We start from the raw sequence: 14,041 nt of genomic DNA on the forward strand, positions 1-14,041 counted from the left end.
GGGCAACGGTATCGGAAAGCCAGGCGGCGGGAACGGCGGTTGCTGGTGCATGATCCGCCATCCCCGCCCCATGCATCAGAACTTGTAGGTGAAGCCTGCGAGGAAGCGGCGCCCGTAGCTCTGGTAGTCGATCACCTGATTGCGGTTTTCGCCGGTCGAGACGAAGGGCTGGTCGGTCAGGTTCTGGCCCTGGATATAGAGCGAGAGACCTTCGAGCGCGCTGCCCGACTGGAAATCATAGCCGATCTGCGCGTCGATGATCGTTTCCGCCAACGCAGTACGCCGCGTGGGCGAGCCACCGAAGCCGGTGAAATCCCCAAGGAAGCTGGAACGGTAGCGTGCGCTGACGCGGCTGTTGAAACCGGCCTTTTCAAAATAGGCCGTGCCGTTGACCACCCATTTCGAATAGCCGGGAATTTCGGTTTCATTGCCGTCCGGATCTTCGATCTTGGTCTTGGTATAGCTGGCGCCGCCGGTGATGCCGAAGCCGTCCAGCGCCGGGGTGAAGGTGGAGAACGGCAGGGTCACAGCCAGTTCCGCGCCATAGAGATCGCCGCCGCCGGTGTTGGTCGGTGCTTCCAACGTGCCGATGACCGGCAGATTGGGATAGGCTTCCGCGCCAGTGGGCGTTGGGAAAGCAGAATAATCGAAGGCGAAGCGGTCGTTGAAGACGTAGCTCTTGATGTCCTTATAGAACAGCTGGAGCGCCACGACGCCGCCGGTGCCGAAGTACTTCTCGATGTTGAAGTCGACGGCATTGGCCCGGTAGGGCCGCAGCGCCGGATTGCCGCCGCTGCCACGGATGAGGCCGCCGGGCACGGTCGCATCGATACCGTAATCGATCGACAGGCGCGTATCGTCGAGCCGGGCGCGCATAATTTCGCGCGCTGCGGCGACACGGAAGACCCAGTCGCTGTCAAGGCGCAGCGAAAGGTTGGCGCTGGGCAGCACGTCCCAGTAATCATCGCCCAGCGTGCGGCGCTCGGGGCCGGTTTCCGGGAAGATGAAACCGGTCGATTTCTGGACCGTGTTGATCGCCTGAACGCCGACATTGCCGGTGATCACACCTGCACCCACTTGCTGCTCCAGATTGGTCTGGAGATACATGGTCATCAGATCTTCGGCGACGGTGTAGCTCTTGCTCAGCACATCGTTGGCCGCATCGGGGCCGGTCGCAACGCGCGGTTCGAGGACGAGGATGCCGTCGGCAATAAGATCGCGCGCATCGTAGCTGACGATCGGGCCAAGGCCGAGATAGGTGAGATCGGTCGAACGCTGCAGATATTGCGAGGGGATCGCCACTTCGGTTGCACCGCCCGGCAGGCGGACGAAGGCTTCATCCGGCGTCAGGCTCTTTTCGCGGGTGGTGTAGTTCATGCCGAACTGCACGCTGCGCAGGAAGCTGTCGCTCTGGAGTTCCTTCTCCACTTCGACGCGGTACTGGAACAGCTCGTCTTCGACGATGCGGTTGTTCGAATAACCGGCCTGCGGCACCGTACCGCCGCCCCAGCCGAGCGGATCGGTCAGGAAGATCTGCGAGGGATCGCTGTAATCGAGCGAGGAATCGAAGACCGTGCCCTTGTCGCCCGAGGTGAAGTCGATGGTAGCTGCTGCGCCGTCACCGGTCACCGGGCCGTTGAAGCCGGTGCCCGAATAGCTTTCGAGGCTCAGCTCGTTGCGGTCGGTGCGCGAATAGCCGAAGTCGAAGAACGCGCTCCAGCCGTCATCGCCTTCCCAATTGGCGTTGAAGCCGCCCGAATAGAGATCGGCCTTGCGCTGGAAGATGTCGTTGCGGATGACGCCGCGGACATTGTCGAACCGGCCCGCGGTGACAAGGCCGTCCTCGACCGTCGCGCTCGCAGGATCGAAGTCGGAGTTCAGATCGCCGCCATAGGCCAGCGGCAGCTCGAGGCCGCGCTTGGACTGGTCGTCGTCGAAATTCGAATAGAAGCCGTCGACCGTGAAGGTCAGCTGCGGCATCGGCTGGTACTGGATCGTGCCGTTGAGGCCGAGGCGCTTGAGCTGGGTGGAGGTGACGTAGGATTTCGATCCGCCGATCAGCGCGGCGTCCTGCCCGCCGACATTTGCCGTGTCATAGCCCCAGGCGTTGAATTCCTGCAGCTGATACGGCTCGTCGACATAGGATGCGGCGAGCGAGATGCCCAGCGTATCGTCGGCGAACTGGTCGACATAGGTGCCGTTCACACGGTAGCCGAACTCGTTCGAACCGGCGTTGAGGGCACCGATATCCGCCCATGACCCGCGCGCACCGACCGCGAGGATACGCTCGCCGGTTTCGAGCGGGCGAATGGTGCGGATATCGATGGTGCCAACCAGGCCCTGGCCCACAAGGGAGGCGGTGGGAGATTTATAGACCACGACCTGGTTGACGATCTCGGACGGATACTGGTCGAGCTCGACCGAGCGGTTGTCGCTCGTGGTCGTCTGCTCGCGGCCGTTGAGAAGGGTTTGCGAGAAGTCCGGGCCGAAGCCGCGGATGGCGACCACATTGGCGCGGCCGTTGAGGCGCTGCGCGGTGAGGCCGGGGAGACGGGCGATCGATTCGCCGATCGATGCGTCGGGCAGCTTGCCGATGTCTTCGGCCGTGATCGACTCGACGATCTGTTCGGACAGCTTCTTTTCCGCGACCGCGCTTTCGAGGCTGGCGCGGAAACCGGTGACGACGATGACATCGTCGGCCGCATCGGGATCGCTGACCGGCTGGCCGGCATCGACCTGCTCGGGCGTTTCGGGCTGGGTACCCTGCGCCAGGGCGTGGGCCGGGATCATCCCGCCCGCCAGCGCCAGGGTTACGGTGAATGCGGAAATGCTGCTTCCGCTGCGAAGCGTGTCGCGAAATGCCATCGGTATACCCTCTCCACTGCCGATCCGAAGGGGTCGGCCATACGTGTTCTTGGAAGGGACATCCGGCATGGCGGCCCGCTTCCGTTGGCGCCCGGATAGGCCCGAACTCCGCCACTTCGGAAGAGAGCATACGTATGTTATGCTATGCACAGGACCCGCTCACCGAGGGCGAAACGTCCGCGTGGACGGGGCCGGACGCATTGCCAAGAGCGCGCCGACGGCCTAGCGCGAGACGGCCTCGCACGGGGCGCACAAGGGCCTGCAAATGGCCAGGAGGATTGGTTTTGGGACGCGCACCGACCGGACGGCCGACCAGCTTCGACATCGCCTATCGCGCGGGGGTATCGCAGCCCACCGTGAGCCGGGCGCTGCGCGGCGAAAAGTCCGTCAGCGCCGAGACCCGCGCCAAGATCGAGGCGATTGCGGCGGAGCTGAACTATACGGTCGACAAGAACGCCAGCTCGCTGCGGTCCCAGCGGTCCAACACGATCGCGCTGCTGTTCTTCGAGGACCCGACGCCCGACCGCAGCATGATCAATCCCTTCTTCCTCGCCATGCTGGGATCGATCACCCGCGCCTGCGCCGATCGTGGGCTCGACCTCCTGATATCCTTCCAGAAAATGGAAGACGACTGGCATGTCCGCTATCAGGACAGCCACCGCGCCGACGGGCTGATCCTGCTCGGCTATGGCGATTACACGCTCTACCGCAAGCGGCTCGAACAGCTGGTGCGGCAAGGCACGTGCTTCGCGCGCTGGGGCTCGGTCTCGAACGATGCGAGCGGGGTGACGGTGGGCACGGACAATCACGCGGCGGGGCGTCTGGCGGGACGGCACCTGATCGCAAACGGGCGCCGCCGGATCGCCTTCCTCGGCCATGCGGACGAACATTATCCCGAATTCCATGGCCGTTACCTCGGCCTTACCGCGGCCCTGGAGGAAGCGAGCATCGCCCCGGACGCTGGCCTCCAGTTCGATGCCATCACCACCGAAGAGGCAGGCCATGACGCCGCCATCGCCCTGATGGAGAGCGGGCGCGACTTCGACGCGATCTTCGCGGGCAGCGACCTGATCGCGATCGGGGCGATGCGCGCACTGGCCGAAGCGGGCCGCAGCGTGCCCGGCGACATCGCCGTGGTCGGCTTCGACGACATTCCCGCCGCCAGCCTGACCACCCCGCCGCTGACCACGGTGATGCAGGACATCACCGGCGCGGGCGCGGCGCTGGTGGAAACCCTGATCGCGCAGATCGAAGGGCGCGAAACCGCACCGCGCAAACTGCCCGGAAAACTGGTGGTGCGGGCCTCCAGCGGGGCAGCCGGAGAATAGACCACATTCGTATGCGGCCTTGCCGCACCTGCCGCTTCATGCGAGCCGAGCCCAATTCATCCGAGCGGGCGTAAAGACCTGGGCCGGATGCGGACGAGGACATATTTCATGACACATGCGCTGACCGAAAAACCGCGCCAGAGCTTCCGCGGGCTGTGGAACATGAGCTTCGGCTTCTTCGGCATCCAGATCGGCTTCGTGCTGCAGAATTCGAATATGAGCCGCATCTTCCAGACCGTGGGCGCCTCGCTCGACGATCTTCCCGCGCTCTGGGTCGCCGCGCCGCTGACGGGGCTGATCGTGCAGCCGATCGTGGGCCATCTGTCGGACAGGACGTGGAACCGGTTCGGCCGCCGCCGTCCCTATTTCATGACCGGCGCGCTGCTGGCCGCGCTCGCGCTGTTCCTCATGCCCTTCGCGCCCGCTTTCGCCGCGCCGCTGGTCTTTGCCGCCGGATTGCTGTGGCTGCTCGACGCCAGCCTCAACATCGCGATGGAGCCTTTCCGCGCATTCGTGGGCGACATGCTCGACCGCTCGCAGCACGCCACCGGCTATGCCGTGCAGACCGCCTTTATCGGTGCCGGTGCAGTCTTCGCCGCGATATTCCCATGGTTGCTCGGCCATCTCGGCGTCAGCAATGTGGCCCCGGCGGGCGAAATCCCCGATACGGTCCGGTGGAGCTTCTGGGCCGGCGGCATCGCCCTGTTCGCGGCGATCGGCTGGACCGTGCTGACCACGCGCGAATATTCGCCAGAGGAAATGGCGGCTTTCGAAGCGGAACGCGCAACCGCCACCGCCCAGCCCGTTTCCGCGCTCGCGGAGAAAAGTTATGGTTCGGCGCTGGTCTGGCTGGTGCTGGGCGCCGGCATCGCGCTGATTGTCGACCCGCTCGGCCTGGAAAAGGAAATCTACCTGCTCGGCGCTCTGCTGGCCACTTACGGCGTGCTTTCGGCAATTGCGATATCGCTCGCGAAACGGGGCCGCTCCGCCAACATGCTGTCCACCATCGTGGGCGATTTCGCCGGCATGCCCGCCACCATGAAGCGGCTGGCGCTGGTGCAGTTCTTCAGCTGGTCCGCACTGTTCGTGATGTGGATTTATTCCGGCCCGATCGTATCGCAATATTTCTACGGCAGCGCCGATCCCACCACTGCCGCCTATAACGAGGGCGCGAATTGGTGGAATCTGATCTATACCGTGCAGAACGGGGTCGCCGCCGTGGCCGCCCTGCTGCTGCTGCCCCGGCTGAGCAAACGGCTGGGCAAGGCGCGGACGCATATGGTCTGCCTGCTGGCGGGCGCGCTCGGGTTCTTGGGGTATTTCTTCCTGCGCGATCCGAACCTGCTGATCCTGTGCGAAATCTTGCGCGGCGTGGCCTGGGCGTCGATCCTCGCCATGCCCTACGCGATTCTTGCCAGCAGCCTCCCGCAGGCGAAGCTCGGCATCTACATGGGCCTGTTCAACATCTTCGTGGTGTTGCCCCAGTTGCTGGTGGCCACGGTCATGGGCTCGATCATGAAGGCGCTGTTTCCCGGCGACCCCATCTGGACGATGCTGTTCGGTGCCGCGGTCTGGACCATCGCCGCCTTCGCCATGCTGCGGGTTCGCGATGCGGGGTGAGATCCAGCCCCCTCTGATCGGCAGGGGGCCGGCTCATCTATTCGGACGCGGTAGCATTCAGGCTCCGGGCTATTGCGCCCGGCCCCCGTTGACGAACTGATAGAAGCTTAAGCGGCCGCCTTAACCGGCAGCCGCGTCACCCGTGCCCACAAGCGCTTCGGCAGCGCGGCGAACGAGTTCGCGGGCCACTTCTTCCTTGGGCATTTCCGCCAGGCTCTCGACCCCGCCGGGGGTGACGATATGCACCTGGTTCAGATCGCCGCCCATCACGCTTTCGCCTTCCGCCGCCGAAACATTGTTCGCGATGATCCAGTCTGCGCCCTTGCGCTTGCGCTTGGACTTGGCGTTTTCGACTACGTTTTCGGTTTCGGCGGCAAAGCCGATCAGCAGCTGCGGACGTTTGCGCCCGGCCGCCACGGCGGCGAGGATGTCGGGGTTTTCGGCAAGGATCAGGGCAGGCGGCGCGCTGCCGCGCTTCTTCATTTTTTCGGACGCGACATGGCGGCTCTTCCAGTCGGCCACTGCCGCGACCATGAAGGCCGCATCGGCGGGCAGCGCATTGCGCACTTCTTCCGCCATGTCTTCCGCAGTTTCGACGTCGATCCGGTCGACCCCGACCGGCGTCGGCAGATGCACGGGACCCGCGATCAACGTGACCCTGGCCCCGGCAGCCGCGGCCATGGCCGCAATCGCGAAGCCCTGCTTCCCGCTCGAACGGTTTGCGATGTAGCGCACCGGATCGATCGGCTCACGGGTCGGTCCGGCGGTTACCAGCACATGCTTGCCATAGAGCGGGCGATGCTCCGGATTTTCGTCGAAGATCGCCTGGCCGTAAAGCGGATCGGCCGCCAGCGCCGCACCGTGATCGGCATAGGCGATGTCTTCGGGCATGGGCTGCGGCATGGCGCGTTCGTCCTGCCGGGCCACGGTGTGGTTGATCGCTTCCCGGTCGGTCGGCGGAGCGGCAGCGGCGCCGCCCTTCTTGGCCAGCAGCGGACCGCTGAAGTCGGGCTTGAATTCGGTTTCCTGGAACTCCGCCTCGTCGAAATCGGTTTCGTCGAAGTCGCCGTCGTCGAAATCCTGCTCTTCATCATCGGCGTCGCGGGTTTCGGTGCTGCGCGGAATGATCGCGTTCAGGAGGCTGCCGAGGCCCGAACCGCTGCTGGAGCTTTCTTCCTCGTCATATTCGTCCTCGCCTTCATCGGCAAAGGCGGCGGGCGAAGGCGGCGCGAGCTGCGGGGCGGGCCCGTTAAGTTCGGGCAGGTCGATGTCGAGATCGAGGGCGTCAGCGATGGCCTTGAGGATGGTTGGCGGTTCGGGCAAGCGGCCGGGGCCGAATTCGCCGCAGGCCATTGCGCCTTCATCGGGGTTCATCACCGTGACGCCTGCCTGGCGAAGCCAGCTGGCGTTGCGCTGGGTGGCCGAATGTTCCCACATGCGCACGTTCATCGCGGGCACGGCGATCACCGGCTTGTCGGTCGCGAGAATCAGCGTGGTGGCAAGATCATCGGCGATGCCGGCGGTCATCTTGGCCAGCAGGTCAGCAGTTGCCGGGCAAACGACAACCAGATCCGCCTGACGCGAAAGCTGGATGTGGCCCATCTCCACTTCGTCCTTCAGATCGAAGAGCGAGGTATAGACCTTGTTTTCGGACAGGGCGGCCAGCGCCATGGGCGTGACGAACTGCTGCCCGCCTTCGGTCAGCACGCAGGTGACGTCGCCGCCCGCCTTGCGGATGAGTCGCACGAGTTCGCAGCTCTTGTAGGCGGCGATGCCGCCACCAATCACGAGCAGAATCTTCGGGCCGCTCATGCGCCCAAATCCGCGGTTTTCGTGGCGCGCAGCGTCAGCGGCGCGAACCGGCTGGTGTAATCCCATTGCGTCATTGATGCGCTTGCTAGCGCCCCCCGTCCGTCATTGCCAGCACGCAAAAGCGTGACATTCCTGCGCACCCTTGCCAGCGTATGGTTTAGAAAACGGTAATGCTGAGGACCTTCCATGCAATTCATTCTCGTCATCCTGCTGGCTCTGGGCGCCCTGCTCGACCTGATGCTGGGGATCAGCTTCTTTCTCGACCCGGCCACGGCAGGCGCGGATTTCGGGCTGCAATCCGCCACGCCGGAAGGGCTTTCGGCGATGCGCGGGGACTTTACCGCCTTTTTCTGGCTGGCCGCGTTATGCATGGGCTGGACAGCGTGGAAACGGCGCGCGGACATGCTGTGGCCTGCGCTGGCCCTGTTCACCATCGCCTTCACCGGCAGGCTGGTCAATCTGATCGCGGTCGGCACCTATGACGGCTGGTGGCAGCCGATGGCGGTGGAGGCGCTGCATGTCGTCGTGATGGTGCTGGCCATCAGGCTGCTGCCCTATGGCCGGGTCAGCCCAGCAGGCCCTGCGTAAGCGCGGCCCAGACACCGATCCCGCCGGCGCCGGCAGCGACGAGATAGCCAAACCAGCCGCGGCCCTTCTGCATGCGTTCGCGGCGTTCCCAGATCAGCTCCACCTCGGGCAGCGGCGGCGCTTCGGGCGCGCCCCCCTTGGGCGGGAAGCGGTCCTCGATCCGGCGCACGAGCGCAGGGATCCGCAGCAAAGTTTCGGTATCTTCGCGAATGCGTTCGGCAATCGCGGCCTCGGGACCCAGTTCGTCGCGAATCCAGCTGCGCACGAAGGGTGCGGAAACGTCCCACATGTTGATCTTGGGATTGAGCTGGGTGGCGATGCCTTCGACCATCACCATGGTTTTCTGCAGCAGCAGCAGATGCGGCTGGGTCTGCATGTCGAAATCGCGGGTGATCGCGAACAGCCCGTCGAGCATCTGGCCCACCGACAGCTCGCTCACCGGCTTGCCGCGCATCGGTTCGCCCACGGCGCGTAGCGCGGTCGCGAACTCGTCGACATTGTGATAGCTCGGCACATATTGCGCCTCGAAATGGATTTCGGCGACGCGGCGGTAATTGCCCGTGGTCAGGCCATAGAGGATTTCCGCCAGCCACATGCGCGCCTGCCGGTCGATCCGGCCCATGATGCCGAAATCGATCGCCGCAATCGTGCCGTCGGGTTTCACGAACAGATTGCCCTGATGCATGTCGGCGTGGAAGAACCCGGCCGAAATCGCCTGCTTGAGGAAGGCGAGGACGAGGCGGCTGGCCAGTTCGTCCATGTCGTGGCCTGCGGCAATCAGCGCCTCGGTATTGCTGATCTTGATCCCGTCGACCCAATCGACCGTCATCACCCGGCCATTGGTTCGGTCCCAGTCGATGCCGGGGATCTCGTATTTCTCGGTGCCGACCATGTGCTCGGCCAGCTCCGACGCGCTGGCGGCTTCGCGCCGCAGGTCCAGTTCGCGCAAGGTCCAGCGCTTGAAATTGGCGATGGTCAGCCGGGGCCGCAGCCGCGCCGCTTCGCCGCCGAAGCTTTCCAGATGCGCGGCGGCCCATTCGTAAGTCGAGATGTCCTTGGCGAACCGTTCGCGCACGCCGGGGCGCAGCACCTTGACGGCGACCTGCCGGCCATCGGTCGTCACCGCGCGGTGAACCTGCGCGATGGAGGCTGCGCCCACCGGTTCGGGATCGAATTCAGCCCAGAGATTTTCCAGCGGCTGCTCGAAACTTCCCTCGATGCTCTGGCGAATCTGCTCGAACGGCACGGGCGGCAGATTATCCTGCAGGCTGAGCAGGTTCTTCGCCGCATCCTCGCCCACGAGATCGGGCCGCGTCGCCAGCGTCTGGCCGAGCTTGATCGCGGCGGGGCCGATTTCGCGGAATGCGCCGGCGTAGTCGGGCTCCTTCGGCTGGACCGTGCCGAACCGGGCGATCCGCGCGAGGCGCTTGACCGGCGCAGGCGTGTTGGGATCGTTCTCGATCCCGCGCAGCGCCCCGTGGCGCGCGAGCGTGCGGCCCCATTTCAGCAGCCGCCAGATGTGCGTTGCGGGTTTGGCCACCCTAGACTTTCCAGCCCGAATGGATCGCCACGAGCCCGCCCATTATCGGCTCGACCCGGGTGTTCGAGAAGCCCGCCTCGCGGATCATCGCCTCGAAGGCGGGCATGTCGGGGAAGCGGCGGATCGATTCGATGAGATAGCGATAGCTGTCCTCGTCCCCGGCAACTGCCTTGCCGATCTGGGGCACCAGCTTGTGCGAATACAGGTCGTAGGCTTCCTTGAAGCCCGGCCATTCGACGGTCGAGAATTCGAGGCAGTAAAACCGCCCGCCGAATTTCAGCACCCGGTGCGCTTCCTTCAGCGCCATGAGCGTGTGCGTCACGTTGCGAATGCCGAAAGCGATGGTGTAGGCATCGAAGGTCCGGCTCGAAAAGGCCAGTTCCTCGGCGTTCTGGCGGCTCCACACCAGCCCGTCGATCCCGCGGTCCATTGCGCGCTCGATACCGACGTCGAGCATGTCCTGATTGATGTCCGACACGGTGACGCTTGCGCCCTTGTCCGCCAGGCGGAAAGCGATGTCGCCCGTGCCGCCCGCCATGTCGAGGATCTGTTCGCCCGGCTGCGGTTTCACGCGAGCCACGAAGCGATCCTTCCACAGGCGGTGCATGCCCATGGACATCGCATCGTTCATCACGTCGTATTTGGCGGCGACATTGGAAAACACCTCGCCCACGCGGCCGGTCTTCTCGCTTGCGTCGATGTCTTCGTAGCCGAAGGAAACAGTGTCACTCATGGGAGGGAGCCTTAGGGGGAATTGAGCGGGGCGCAAAGGGTGTTAGAGGGGTTTTCATGCCAGAGCTTCCCGAAGTCGAAACAACGGTGCGCGGCCTTGCGCGGTTCCTGCAGGGTGAGACCATCACGCAGGTGACGGTCAACCGCCCCGACATGCGCCGCCCCTTCCCGCCCGATCTGGTGCAGGCACTGACCGGGGCAAGCGTGACGCAGCTCTCGCGCCGGGCGAAATACGGCCTCATCCACACCAGCCGCGACCACGCGATGGTGTTCCACCTCGGCATGAGCGGTCGCTGGCGGATCGACCCGGCAGAGGACGAGAAGCACGACCATCTCGTGATCGAGACCGCAGGCCACCGCTTCGCCTTGAACGATCCGCGCCGCTTCGGCTCGGTCGATCTGATGACGGCGCAAGAGCTGGTGACATGGAAACCTTTCGCCGCGCTGGGGCCGGAGCCGCTAGGGGAAGACCTCACCCCCGAACACCTGCGCGAGGCGACGCGCGGGCGCAAACAGGCCATCAAGCTGGTGCTGCTCGACCAGAGCATCGTGGCCGGCCTCGGCAATATCTATGTCTGCGAGGCGCTGTGGCATGCTGGCATCCATCCGCGAAAGGCGGGCGGCAAGGTGACCATGCCGCAGCTGCGCCGCCTCGTCCCCGCAATCAAGGACGTGCTGGAGCGATCCATTCGCGACGGCGGCAGCACCTTGCGCGATTTCGCCCAGCCCGACGGAAACCTCGGCTATTTCGCCACCCGCTTCCACGTCTACGGCCGCGAGGCTGAGCCCTGCCACCACGAGGACGGCGGTACCATTCGCCGCATCGTGCAGGGCGGGAGAAGCACGTGGTTCTGCCCGGTTTGTCAGAGATGATGCAATTCACCCAAGTATAACCCGCCCCCCTAAAGTCGGCGTTTGGAAATCCAGTGAATTTCAGTTAGCAAAGCGAAATGGATTCGAATATTGGCCTAGTAATATCCGATACATTAAACACACTCGTATTCGGCGGGATTATTTACGGTATGTTAGCGCGTTCCAAAGGTAAGGCGCTGGCCGCCCGCCTCGCTATACTGATACCTCTGGCGGCAAATTTTCTTGGACTGATGTTCAAATCGCAATTAGTCTTGGAGCAACGAATGATTGGCTTCGCGACCGCTTTGCTTCTCGCCGTGCTTCTTTTCATTCTTGCGAAAAGAAGGGGTTTGTTCTCCTCACCAATAGCGCAAACCGATCACTAGAGATCCAGCGAGGCATATTCCCGTGGCGGGGGCAGGCCGTCCATCTTCTCGCTCAGCAGCGGACGGAAGCTGGGGCGGCTTTTCATGACCATGTAAAAACCCTGCGCCTGCTCATGCCGCGTTACAAGCTTCCACGGCGGTGAGGGTGAAGGCGAGCCCTCCTACCACGAGGACGGCGACACGGCCCGCCGCCTCGTGCATAGCGGACGCAGCACATGGTTTGTCCGGTTTGTCAGAAATGATGCCGTATGCAGGCTAGACTTTGTTGCCGAAGGTGAACTTCTCGACTTCTTGCCAATCGACTTCAAGAGGCCAACTTAGTTTGCCTTTCCATGTGGCCTCATAAAAGCCATCAGGTTCAATTTCTTTTCCGTCGAGAACGACCTTGCAGTTCACAGCATTTATCGTCGAGCGCATTCTTATTTCCAAGACACCGTCACCGGTAGCCGTCAGCCAGTCCTCAGCGAATGAACGGCGAAAGGCGAACCATTGCCCCGCTTGTTGAACAGGATCACCGTTCACCACGAGGCGTTCTTGAGCCCAACCAAGCAAGCTGAAAGCGTTGTCTACGAATATCTCTGAATTTTCGAGCTGAAAACGCCAGCGCTGCCCTAGAAGCCTCATCCCACCAAATTCCTCACAAATCCAGCGAGGCATATTCCCGTGGCGGGGGCAGGCCGTCCATCTTCTCGCTCAGCAGCGGGCGGAAGCTGGGGCGGCTTTTCATGACCATGTACCAGCCCTGCGCCTGCTCGTGCCCGCGCCAGTCGACCGCGCCGAGGTAATCGACAACCGAGAGATGCGCCGCGCAGGTCAGGTCGGCGAGGCTCAGCTGCGGACCCGCGAGCCATTGCCGCGTATCGACCAGCCAGTCGATATAATCGAGGTGGCCATGCAGCAACCGGCCCATCTGGCGCAGCACCTGCCCATCGGGCGGCTGGCGCAGGACCAGCCGTTTTTTCATCTTCTCGTGCAGGGCGGGCTCTGTCACATCGTGATAGAAATTCTCATCGAACAAGGCCGTCAGACGGCGGATTTCGGCGCGCTGCATCGCATTGCCCGAAATCATCGGCACGCGCTCGACCGTTTCTTCGAAGAATTCGCAGATCGCCTGGCTATCGCACAGGGTTACGCGGCGCGCGGGATCGTGAAGCACGGGGGTCCGCCCCGCCGGATTGAGCTGCCAGAACGCATCGCGCGCTTCCCAGGGATTTTCCCGAACAAGCTCATAGGCGACCGCTTTCTCCCCCATGAGGAGACGCAGCTTCCGGCTGAAGGGACACAAAGGGAATTGGTGCAGCTGCCACATGCTGGAGCGCTCATGCATCAGCCGCGCGCCCGCGTCCACTGGCAGACACTGCGCGGTCAAAGTTTTGCGACGTTTTTCAATCGGCTTGCGGGGTGATGGTCTTCATCCGGGCGGCCATGTCCCTGAGAGTGGGCGCCATGGTTTCGAGCGCCTTCGCCATCGATCCCATCGCATTGAGGGCGCGCGGAAGATTGCGTTCGATCTCTTCCGGGGCGCGGCTGCTGAGCGGCGCAATCTTGCGCAGCGTCGCATCCGGATCGACTGGGGGCAGATCCTTGCCGGTCAGGTCTTCGCTCATCTCCCCCGCTGCAGCGACCAGCGGGGCGATCGGCAGGTCGAGCAGGATTTCGCCCATGGTGCGGACCATCAGCGCCAGCTCGCGCTGCGTGTCTGGATCCTGCATGCGTTCGGCAAAGCCGGAAAGATCTTGCGAGGCGTCCTGGTCATGAATCGGCTCGCCAATCTCCACGACTTCCTGAGCCGACAGCGACATCGGTGCGGCAAGAGCCGCAGTCGCCATGGTTGCCAAGATAAGTTTACGCATTGCTGTCCCCATTCGGCAGTTTACGGGATCGATAGGCCGCTGCCGCTGACAGGGGCCTGAACACCGCCTAAAGCCCCGAAGCGTCCAGCATCATGAGGCAGGCGGGCATCACCTCGTCCACCGCACCTTCATTTTGCAAGTCACGCGCTTCCTTCGCCGCGAGTTCCTGCAACGCGGTGCGGTCAAGGCTCAGCTCATCCATCAATCGCGCAGTACTGCGCACGAAAAACTCGCGCCCCCGCTTGTTCATCGGAGGATAGGCCAGAGCAGCCTCGACGCCTTCACTCTGCCCCTGCGCCACGATGGCGAAGGCGGCCGAGCAGCGCAGCGTGGCGGATTGCTGGGCGGTGAGCTGCGGCGTTGCCGCAGTCTCCTGCGCCTGTGCGGCGGGAGAGAGCATGAGGACAGCGAGCGGGGCCATAAGCAGTTTCATGCGGCCACTTCTATATCCTGCGCGCTGAACGG

General features: G+C 63.6%; 13 protein-coding genes. 5 read left to right on the forward strand and 8 right to left on the reverse strand.

All coding sequences use genetic code 11. The features are described from left to right. Nucleotides 1-75 precede the first annotated feature (75 nt). Nucleotides 76-2,865 carry a TonB-dependent receptor gene (locus ACI2I1_RS04595; protein ID WP_404678097.1) on the reverse strand — a complete coding sequence of 930 codons (2,790 nt, stop codon included), beginning with the start codon at nt 2,863-2,865 and terminating at the stop codon, nt 76-78. Nucleotides 2,866-3,149: 284 nt separating this feature from the next. Here ACI2I1_RS04595 and ACI2I1_RS04600 point away from each other — a divergent pair, with 284 nt between their 5' ends. Both ACI2I1_RS04600 and ACI2I1_RS04605 read left to right on the forward strand, forming a co-directional pair. After that, complete coding sequence (locus ACI2I1_RS04600) at nt 3,150-4,193, forward strand: LacI family DNA-binding transcriptional regulator (protein WP_404678098.1); 1,044 nt, start codon at nt 3,150-3,152, stop codon at nt 4,191-4,193. A gap of 108 nt (nt 4,194-4,301) precedes the next feature. Beyond that, nucleotides 4,302-5,813, forward strand: a complete 1,512-nt coding sequence (locus tag ACI2I1_RS04605; RefSeq protein WP_404678099.1) for an MFS transporter — start codon at nt 4,302-4,304, stop codon at nt 5,811-5,813. A gap of 120 nt (nt 5,814-5,933) precedes the next feature. Here ACI2I1_RS04605 and ACI2I1_RS04610 read toward each other — a convergent pair whose 3' ends face one another. After that, the gene (locus ACI2I1_RS04610; RefSeq protein ID WP_404678100.1) at nt 5,934-7,625 is read right to left on the reverse strand and encodes a bifunctional phosphopantothenoylcysteine decarboxylase/phosphopantothenate synthase; all 1,692 of its coding nucleotides are present in this window, start codon (nt 7,623-7,625) and stop codon (nt 5,934-5,936) included. 186 nt (nt 7,626-7,811) lie between these two features. Here ACI2I1_RS04610 and ACI2I1_RS04615 point away from each other — a divergent pair, with 186 nt between their 5' ends. Continuing rightward, entirely contained in the window at nt 7,812-8,213 is a 402-nt protein-coding gene (locus ACI2I1_RS04615; protein WP_221542566.1) for a hypothetical protein, read from the forward strand. Here the strand turns inward: ACI2I1_RS04615 and ubiB are convergent. After that, nucleotides 8,191-9,753, reverse strand: a complete 1,563-nt coding sequence (gene ubiB, locus ACI2I1_RS04620) for a 2-polyprenylphenol 6-hydroxylase (RefSeq protein ID WP_404678101.1) — start codon at nt 9,751-9,753, stop codon at nt 8,191-8,193. The genes ACI2I1_RS04615 and ubiB overlap by 23 nt on opposite strands. Nucleotide 9,754: 1 nt before the next feature. Continuing rightward, a complete protein-coding gene (locus ACI2I1_RS04625) occupies nt 9,755-10,486 on the reverse strand; it encodes a class I SAM-dependent methyltransferase (RefSeq protein WP_404678102.1) in 732 nt (243 codons plus the stop codon). A gap of 56 nt (nt 10,487-10,542) precedes the next feature. Here ACI2I1_RS04625 and mutM point away from each other — a divergent pair, with 56 nt between their 5' ends. Together mutM and ACI2I1_RS04635 are read left to right on the forward strand one after the other, a co-directional pair. Continuing rightward, a complete protein-coding gene (gene mutM / locus ACI2I1_RS04630; protein WP_404678103.1) occupies nt 10,543-11,358 on the forward strand; it encodes a bifunctional DNA-formamidopyrimidine glycosylase/DNA-(apurinic or apyrimidinic site) lyase in 816 nt (271 codons plus the stop codon). Between the two features lie 77 nt (nt 11,359-11,435). Further along, nucleotides 11,436-11,723, forward strand: coding sequence for a hypothetical protein (locus ACI2I1_RS04635; protein WP_404678104.1), 288 nt, complete (start codon nt 11,436-11,438; stop codon nt 11,721-11,723). A 255-nt stretch (nt 11,724-11,978) separates the two neighbouring features. Here the strand turns inward: ACI2I1_RS04635 and ACI2I1_RS04640 are convergent, their stop codons facing one another. From ACI2I1_RS04640 to ACI2I1_RS04655, 4 genes are all read right to left on the reverse strand, one after another. Continuing rightward, the gene (locus tag ACI2I1_RS04640; protein ID WP_404678105.1) at nt 11,979-12,347 is read right to left on the reverse strand and encodes a hypothetical protein; all 369 of its coding nucleotides are present in this window, start codon (nt 12,345-12,347) and stop codon (nt 11,979-11,981) included. Between the two features lie 13 nt (nt 12,348-12,360). Beyond that, nucleotides 12,361-13,032, reverse strand: a complete 672-nt coding sequence (locus ACI2I1_RS04645) for a glutathione S-transferase family protein (RefSeq protein WP_224813152.1) — start codon at nt 13,030-13,032, stop codon at nt 12,361-12,363. 76 nt (nt 13,033-13,108) lie between these two features. Next, a complete protein-coding gene (locus ACI2I1_RS04650; RefSeq protein WP_404678106.1) occupies nt 13,109-13,576 on the reverse strand; it encodes a hypothetical protein in 468 nt (155 codons plus the stop codon). Nucleotides 13,577-13,643: 67 nt separating this feature from the next. Beyond that, nucleotides 13,644-14,009 carry a hypothetical protein gene (locus ACI2I1_RS04655; RefSeq protein ID WP_247710760.1) on the reverse strand — a complete coding sequence of 122 codons (366 nt, stop codon included), beginning with the start codon at nt 14,007-14,009 and terminating at the stop codon, nt 13,644-13,646. Between the last annotated feature and the right edge of the window lie 32 nt (nt 14,010-14,041).

Origin of the sequence: Qipengyuania sp. NPDC077563 (genome assembly GCF_044901345.1) — a bacterium.
In the GTDB taxonomy this organism is placed as follows: Bacteria; Pseudomonadota; Alphaproteobacteria; order Sphingomonadales; family Sphingomonadaceae; genus Qipengyuania; species Qipengyuania aestuarii.